Annotated in this window: 6 protein-coding genes; 3 read left to right on the top strand and 3 right to left on the bottom strand. The window is 63.7% G+C overall.

What is annotated here, in order from left to right; translation table 11 throughout:
• A partial coding sequence (locus tag Q4F91_RS12120; RefSeq protein ID WP_303337980.1) for a RidA family protein occupies window positions 1-412 on the top strand: 412 nt, incomplete at its 5' end.
• A 144-nt stretch (window positions 413-556) separates the two neighbouring features.
• Here Q4F91_RS12120 and Q4F91_RS12115 read toward each other — a convergent pair.
• On the bottom strand, window positions 557-3076 hold the full coding sequence (locus Q4F91_RS12115) for an excinuclease ABC subunit UvrA (protein WP_303337979.1): 2520 nt from the start codon (window positions 3074-3076) through the stop codon (window positions 557-559).
• An 820-nt stretch (window positions 3077-3896) separates the two neighbouring features.
• Here Q4F91_RS12115 and Q4F91_RS12110 point away from each other — a divergent pair.
• Both Q4F91_RS12110 and Q4F91_RS12105 read left to right on the top strand, forming a co-directional pair.
• Window positions 3897-4883, top strand: a complete 987-nt coding sequence (locus tag Q4F91_RS12110) for a hypothetical protein (RefSeq protein WP_303337978.1) — start codon at window positions 3897-3899, stop codon at window positions 4881-4883.
• Between the two features lie 150 nt (window positions 4884-5033).
• The gene (locus tag Q4F91_RS12105; RefSeq protein ID WP_303337976.1) at window positions 5034-6500 is read left to right on the top strand and encodes a C69 family dipeptidase; all 1467 of its coding nucleotides are present in this window, start codon (window positions 5034-5036) and stop codon (window positions 6498-6500) included.
• A 382-nt stretch (window positions 6501-6882) separates the two neighbouring features.
• On the opposite strand, the gene Q4F91_RS12100 is transcribed toward Q4F91_RS12105, so the two are convergent.
• Together Q4F91_RS12100 and Q4F91_RS12095 are read right to left on the bottom strand one after the other, a co-directional pair.
• The gene (locus Q4F91_RS12100; protein WP_303337975.1) at window positions 6883-7566 is read right to left on the bottom strand and encodes a retron system putative HNH endonuclease; all 684 of its coding nucleotides are present in this window, start codon (window positions 7564-7566) and stop codon (window positions 6883-6885) included.
• A gap of 2 nt (window positions 7567-7568) precedes the next feature.
• Window positions 7569-7757 (bottom strand): hypothetical protein (locus Q4F91_RS12095; protein WP_303337974.1); only part of this gene is annotated, 189 nt, incomplete at its 5' end.

Raw genomic sequence — 7757 nt, 5'->3', positions numbered from 1 at the left:
GAAAGGCCCTATTTATTGGAAGGAGCACGCCATGCAGTTCATCGATCCTGGTTTCAAAGGACACAACCCGGGGCACTACGAGACCGCCGTCGTCTCGAAGGGGATGCTATACATCTCGGGACTTCTCTCAATCGACCCGGACACGCGCGAGCCGTGCAGGGGCGACATCGTCGACCACTGCCGTCAGACGCTCTCGAACCTCGACCGGGTGCTCGCGGCCGCGAACTGCCGCCGCGACCAGGTGGTCTTCTGCCGCGTGCTCACACCGTCCGTCGACTACACGCAGGCAATCAACGCCGAGTACGCCGCGTTCTTCGGCGACCACAGGCCCGGCCGCGTGATGGTGCCGACGACGAAACTCCACATGGGGAGCCTCGTCATCATCGACGCCGTGGCGGAGCTTGACGCCTGACCTTTCTCTCTTTCCTCTCCGCGGGCCGGCCGTTCGCTCTGGGTGCCGGCCCGCGGAAACCTCCCTCCGCGTCTGACTGACAACCATTGGTCCTGCCGCGGGCCGGTCAGTGAAGCTCCTCGGGACCGGCCCGCGGAAATTGCGTCAGACGCCGGGCACCTCGGCCAGGTACTTCCCTGTGAGGCTCGCCGGATTCTTCGCGAGCTCGCCCGGCGTTCCCGCGGCCACGATCCGGCCGCCCGCCTCGCCGCCGCCGGGGCCGAGGTCCACCACCCAGTCGGCGTTGGCGATCATGTCGAGGTCGTGCTCGATCACGACGATCGTCGCTCCCGAGGCGAGGAGCTTTTCGAACGTGCCGATCAGCACCCGCACATCCAGAGGATGCAGGCCGATCGTCGGCTCGTCGAAGACGAAGACGGCGCTCTCCTGGGCGCGGCCGATCTCGGCTGCGAGCTTCAATCTCTGCGCCTCGCCGCCCGAGAGTGCGGGGGTCGCCTCGCCGAGCGTCAGGTACCCGAGACCGAGCGACTCAAGGACCTGCAGGCGTTCACGGGCCTTCCTCTCCTTCGGCAGGTCCTTCAGGAGCGCAAGCACGTCCGAGACCGTCATGCCCATGAGCTCGGGGAGGGACTTTCCTGCGAGCCTCACCTCGCCGGCGGCCTTCGCATAGCGCGATCCGCCGCAGTCGGGACAGACGATCTCGACGTCGGGCAGGAACTGCACGTCCATCGTGATCTCGCCCGTGCCGTCGCAGCCCGGGCACCGCAGCGCCCCCGTGTTGTAGGAGAAGTCGCCCGCCTTCCACCTGCGGGCCTTCGCTTCCGGAAGCCCAGCGAAGGACTTCCTCAGGTCGTCGAGGACGCCCGAGTAGGTGGCGACGGTCGAGCGCACGTTGACCCCGATCGGCGTCGCGTCAATGAGGTTCACGCGCTCGATGCCGGGGGCGTCCACGGACTTCACATGGACAGGAAGAGGGCGGCCGGCGGCCGCGGCCTCGAGCGCCGGAATGAGGCTCTCAAGCACGAGCGTCGTCTTTCCCGACCCCGAGACGCCGGTGACGGCGATGAGCCGCCCCTTCGGGAGCTCAAGGTCGAGGGCCTTCACCGTATGGAGCGGCTTCGTCGAGAGCCGGATCGTGCCCTTGTCGAACATCTCGCTTGCGGCCGCGCGCCCGCGCACGACGGTCTTCTCCCTGCCCGAGAGGAAGCCGCCCACGAGCGAGTCCGGATGGCGCGCGACCTCGTCGACGGAGCCGGTGCAGAGCACGCGCCCGCCCTGGGTGCCCGCGCCCGGGCCCATCTCGATCACGTGGTCGGCGGCTTTCAAGACGCGCACGTCGTGGTCCACGAGCACGACGGAGTTGCCGTGCTCAAGCAGATCGTCGATGACGCCGAGGAGCCCCTCGACGTTCGCGGCATGCAGCCCGATCGAGGGTTCGTCGAGCACGTAGAGCACGCCCGTGGTGCGGTTTCTCACGGCCCGCGCGAGCTGCACGCGCTGCCGCTCGCCCGTCGAGAGCGTCGCCGCGGCGCGGTCGAGCGTCAGGTAGTCGAGTCCGAGGTCGGAGAGGCGCTTCGCGGTCGCGAGGAACTGCCGCACGATCGAGCCCGCCATGTCGCGCATCTCGGGCGGCATGCTCTCGGGCACCTTCGCCACCCACGGCGTCAGTTCCCCCAGGGTCATGGCGCAGGCCTCGGGGAGCGTAAGGCCGAGCAGCGTCGTGCCGAGCGCCTTCTGCGAGAGCCTCGTGCCGCGGCAGTCCGGGCACACGTCGATGCGCAGGAACTTCTCGACGCGCTTCATTCCCTTCTCGTCCTTCACCTTGGCGAGCGCGTTCTCGACGGTGTAGGTGGCGTTGAAGTACGTGAAGTCGAGCTCGCCCGCGGAGTTCGTGCTCTTCGCCTTGTACATGATCCGCTTCTTCTCGGCGGGCCCGTGGAAGACGATGTCGCGCTCCCTCGGCGTGAGCTCGCGGAAGGGGACGTCCGTCCTCACGCCCATGGCGCGGCAGACGTCGGTCATCAGGGACCACATCAGACTGTTCCAGGGCGCGACCGCGCCCTCGTCGATCGTGAGCGACTCGTCGGGGACGAGCGTCGACTCGTCCACCGTCTGCACGGTTCCGGTGCCGGAGCACGTGCGGCAGGCGCCCTCGGAATTGAAGGCGAATGCCTCCGCCGACGGTCCCATGAAGGTCGCGCCGCACACGGGGCAGGTGAGCGGCCGGTCCGCGGCGACGTTCACCGAGGGCGGCACCGCGTGGCCGTTCGGGCACCGGTGGCTGCCGAGCCTCGAGAACATCAGACGCAGCGGATTGAGGAGCTCCGTCGAGGTGCCGAAGGTGCTCCGCACGCCGGGCACGCCCGGGCGCTGGTGGAGCGCGAGCGCCGCCGGCACGTAGTCGATGCGGTCGAGTTTCGCCTCCTGCGCAAAGCTCATGCGCCGGCGCGTGTAGGCGGAGAGCGCCTCGAGATAGCGCCGCGAACCCTCGGCGTAGATGACGCCGAGTGCGAGCGAGGACTTGCCGGAGCCCGAGACGCCGGCGATGCCGGTGAGGCACCCGAGCGGCACGTCGAGGTCAATGTTGCGGAGGTTATGCACCCGCGCGCCGCGGATCTCGATGTGGTCAGGGGCGGGGTGTTTCGATCTCTGGGTGCTGCTCACGGCTCGGGTTCTCCGAAGAAGGTTCTCCTCTCTATTAGAGGAGGAAGTCTAGCGAGGGCGCGGAGGGCCGGGCAGGGCCTGAGGAGTTTCAGGCAGCGAAAAGGCCGGGATGAAGAAGAGAGGAGTGCGGTCAGTCATTCGCTCCGCGCATGACCGTCCATGCCTCAGGCATTCCCCCGAGGCACACCGGGAATTCTCCCTAGGAGGTACGGGACACCGTCAAAATACTCTCATTGAGAGATGCTCAACCGCCCCGGATACCCCCAACGGGATGTATCGGAATTCAGCGGCTCCCTGTTAAATTAGCTTCATCGACGGAATGGATCTGAGCAATCGGTCCGTCGTACCCAATACGGATCGAGAAGCTGTAATTAATGTGCTGTAGCTTCTCGATCCGTACTCTTTTTGGGGCTGCCGCTGACGTGACACCGGCCCGGGTGGAACGACGGCGGCAGCCCCGCCCATGTAACGAAGGCCCGTCCGGGAGAACTCGGGCGGGCCTTCGCTTCCTTTCCTTGCGGAAAGGAAGAACCGGTGCTTGTGTGTTCGGTGCGGCTGCACTGCATCAGATCAGTGCAGGCATGCGCCTTTTTCGGCGCCGCAGGCCTCATAGTGTAGTCCTCATCGGGCCGTCCGCAAGGGCAAAGGCCTGATTTATTGAGCACTGAAGCATCGACGCAACAGCGGAGACGCCCCGCTCCGGCTTCCGGGGCGGAGGAACGAACGGAAGGAGGCAGCTGACAGCGGGCGAAGACAAGGCCGGGGACGCATAATCAAAGATGAAACCCGCAAGACCACCCGTCCAAGGCACACCCAGCAGATGAAGCCCTTCGATCCTGATTTGCTCCTCCCCGAGACCGTCCCCGTCACGGACGAGTCGCTCAGGAACTTCCGCGAGAATCTCGTGCGGCTGCCCATCGGCGCAATCGAGGCGATCCGGGAGCGCTCCGAGGATGCGCTCGAGGTCTACGCCCGGCGCCGCCCCGAGGGCGCCGACCATTACTTCAGGGGGCTCGAACACCTGCGCGACCGCGTCTGGGCGCCGATGCGGGAGTTTCTCAAGAGCACGGCCCGGGCGAGCCGCGGGAACGCGGACGCCTTCTTCTGGAATTTCGAGGTGCAGATGAGGCTCCTCGTCACCTCGGCCTGGGCGGTCGACAAGGTCTCGGGCCACGTCTGCGGCACCGCCAGCGAGGACGAGGCCTGGTGGCGCGGGCTCACGACCGACTGGCTCGTCGACCATTTCGAGCCCTGGTGCATGTGGCTCTCGCTCAACTACGCGCCCGGGCACGACCAGGGCGGCGTCTTCTGCGGCTTCGACGGCGACGCCGACGGGCTGCGCTTCTTCATGGCCTTCGTGCGCCGCGAGGATCTCTTCCACCCGTACGAGTTCTTCGAGTTCCCCGTGGTTCCGGGCCGCCCGATCTCGTCCCTCTGGGAGAACTGGGTCTGGAACCCGCCCTGGAAGGAACTGCTTGTCGCCGCCTACACGGCGCACCCGGGCGCCGAAAGCGCGGAGGCCTTCAGCGAGGATCTCACGAAGACCGGCCTCTTGCTCGCGCAGACCCTCATCCCCGACATCTGCGCGCTCCTCGAGGATGACCTCGTGCTCGAGCAGCGCCTCGGCATGTGGCGGCACACGTTCGAGATCGACCTCGATCGCCGCACCTCCACGCGGCACGACACGCTCTTCGTGAAGCGCCGCACCGACATGACGACCGACGAGACCGTTGCCGCCCTAGGGGCGCAGAAGTACGTCTGGTACGAATGCGGGCTCGACCTCCCGGAGAAGAGCGAGCGCAACTGATTTTTGAGGCGAAACCGCGCCTGATGCGGCTATCCTTGAGGGCGGCTGCACCGGGCAGTGAACTGTCGCCCCGGCCGCCGCGTTCTCCCTCTCCGACGGACTCCCTCATGCAAATCCGCCCCCCTGGCTCTGTCTCTTTCGCTTGCTCTGATGCTTCCCTTCGCCTTTCATTCGGGCGACGCCTCCTCCTGCACCACGGTGCTCGTGGGCCGGGAGGCCTCGACCGACGGCTCGATCATGGTCGCCCGCGCGGTGGACTCGTTCTCCTTCATGCCGTCGCTGCTGCTGATGAACCCCGCCGCGCCGGGGAGGAAATACCGCGGCTCCGATGATCCGGGAGAGGCAGCGTTCGAGTACGTGTTCCCGGCCGACGCCATGCGGTATTCCTCCGCCCCGGACCCCGACACGATGCGCTTCGGGTGCGCCGGCTTCAACTCGGCCGGCCTCGCCCTCTCGGCCACCGAGACCATCTACGCGAACGAGGCGGTGCTCGCGCTCGATCCCTACGAGAAGCTCGGCATCGCGGAGCGCGACATCGCCGACGTCATCCTCTCGACCGCGAAAACAGCGCGCGAGGGCGCGGCGCTCCTCGGGCGCCTGATCGAAGCGCACGGCGCGGGGGAGGGCTTCGGCGTCGCCTTTGCGGACGCGAAGGAAGTCTGGTACCTCGAGACGGGCTCGGGCCACCAGTGGCTCGCGCAGCGGCTCCCCAAGGATCAGTACTTCGCCTCCGGCAACCAGGGGCGCCTGAAGGACTACGACCCCGCGAGCCCCGACTTCATGGCGTCTGCGACGGTGGTCTTCTGGGCCGAGGCAAACGGGTTCTATAACCGGAAGCGCGACGGCGCCTTCAATTTCACGCGCGTCTACGCCCGCGACGACGAGCGTGACGAAACCTACAGCTACCCCCGCGTGTGGCAGATCCAGAAAATCCTGACGCCGGCCCTGAGGCAGGAGGTGAGCGAGGCCCCGGACTTCCCGGTCTTCGCCGCGCCCGCGGAGAAGATCTCACTCGCGGACCTCGAGGCCGTGATGAGGAACCACTACGAAGCGGGCGAACTCTCGTCGCACGACCCCTACACGAAGGGTCTGCGCGGCGACGAGCCCTTCCGCCCGGTGACGGTCTTCCGCACGCAGAACACGCACATCCTGCAGGTGAGGCCGGAACTCCCGCAGGCGATCGGGCGCGTCAACTGGTTCGCGCTCGGCATGGCCGACCTCTCGGTCTTCGTGCCTTTCTACCAGGGGCTCGACGCTTTTCCCCGGGCCTGGGGCATCGGCACGGACGAGGCCGACGACGAGAGCGCCTTCTGGAAAATCCGAAAGCTGCAGACGCTCGTCATGACCGACTATCCGGCGCTCGCGCCGATCGTGAAGGATGCCTTCGCGAAATTCGAGGCGGAGACCAGGGGGAAGTGCGCGGCCTTCGAGGCCAAGTACCTGAAACTCGCCGCGCAGGACCCCGGGGCCGCGGCGAAGCTCCTCCACGACTTCAACTTCAGGGTCGCGGACGACGCGCTCGCGCTCACGGCGAGGCTCACCAACCGCGTCTTCACGCTGAGGACGCGGTCGATCGAGGCCGAGGTGCCCTTCAAGAACCGGTCGTCGAACGACTGAGGCACTCAGCGGCAGAAGAGGGCGGCCGGCGGAACGGGCGGCCGCCCGAAAAAACAAAGGACCCTGTGCCAGCTCGGGCAGACACAGAGTCCTTCTCCGCTATTCCCCCCGCAGGCCATCCCGCACCGGCCTGACCATCACCGGACCGGGAAGAAAAGTCAGGGCGGCGGATCCGTCTCGGAAGGATTCGCAGTGACGACAGAATACCCAACCGCCGCGGGAACGAATACAGGATTCATCTATCATGTATATGAATTGCGAATCCTCATGCCGTGCGGGGACAGGTCAACGGGCCGTAAGGGATGAAGGCAGGCCGGGGCGGATGCTTTCAGAAATCAAGAACCATTCCGTATCTTGGATAATAAAAAATAATCAGGTTACGTTATAAACGGTTATTTCCGACTTGATACCGTAAAAGGCACTGTTCAATCGCAAGGCAGAATGGCACCAACCGTCCACGTTCATCAAATGTACGCAATTTTTGAACACGCTTTTTTATAAATTCCTTGCTGAACTGTATTTTCGGAAGACCGTTCACAGGAGAAATTCCCAGAGAAGTCATTATCGCCCATTGTCTTTTTGCACATAGACCGGGATCATTCAGATTGAGAACATCAATCGTTGACTCGGCTAAAGGTGTATTTCCGCGAACCTTCCCTCCGATAGCAAAAGCAAAAGCCCCTTCCACCTCCTTCTTTATTATAGGATTGCAGATATCACTATCATCGTCAGCTTTTTGGATAGCTCCGTGTGTATATTTTTTATTCCCATCCTTGGATGGTAGATGTGGATTTGGCCAGCATGCAAATAAATTCCAATAATCAACTTGCAGTTCCGGATATTTACTTCTCGGACGAAAATGTTCAATATGACAATTTTCTTCAGAAATTCTTTCCATCGTGTAGGCACAAAGGAAACCTTGCTCCCTGAGCAAGAACAGTCTCAGCGCTTTCTTTACACTGCCCGGCATGGATCTCCATGTCAGCAACTGAGAAGTTTCAGCATTGGAGGCTTTCCATTCAGCCAGATCCCAAGGCTCTTTACTTGCTTTCTGGATATAACGCATGTTCAATCTCCAGAAGCAACTCGAAGGGCACTGATCAATGATTCCAACTGCACAGTCTCTAAGGTACTGCGGCCATTGAGTTCTTTTGTGATCTTTTCAAGAAACTCCTCTGCCTCATCGAAATTATTCTCATCAATTGCTTCGTAAGCTTTATTGAGATAAATATCAACAGATTGCGTCAGAGGCTTGGT

It is taken from the genome of Sutterella sp., assembly GCF_030539355.1.
Taxonomy (GTDB): Bacteria; Pseudomonadota; Gammaproteobacteria; order Burkholderiales; family Burkholderiaceae_F; genus Sutterella.
Note: the sequence above shows the minus strand (reverse complement) of the source record. Positions and strands in the feature narration are given on the sequence as shown.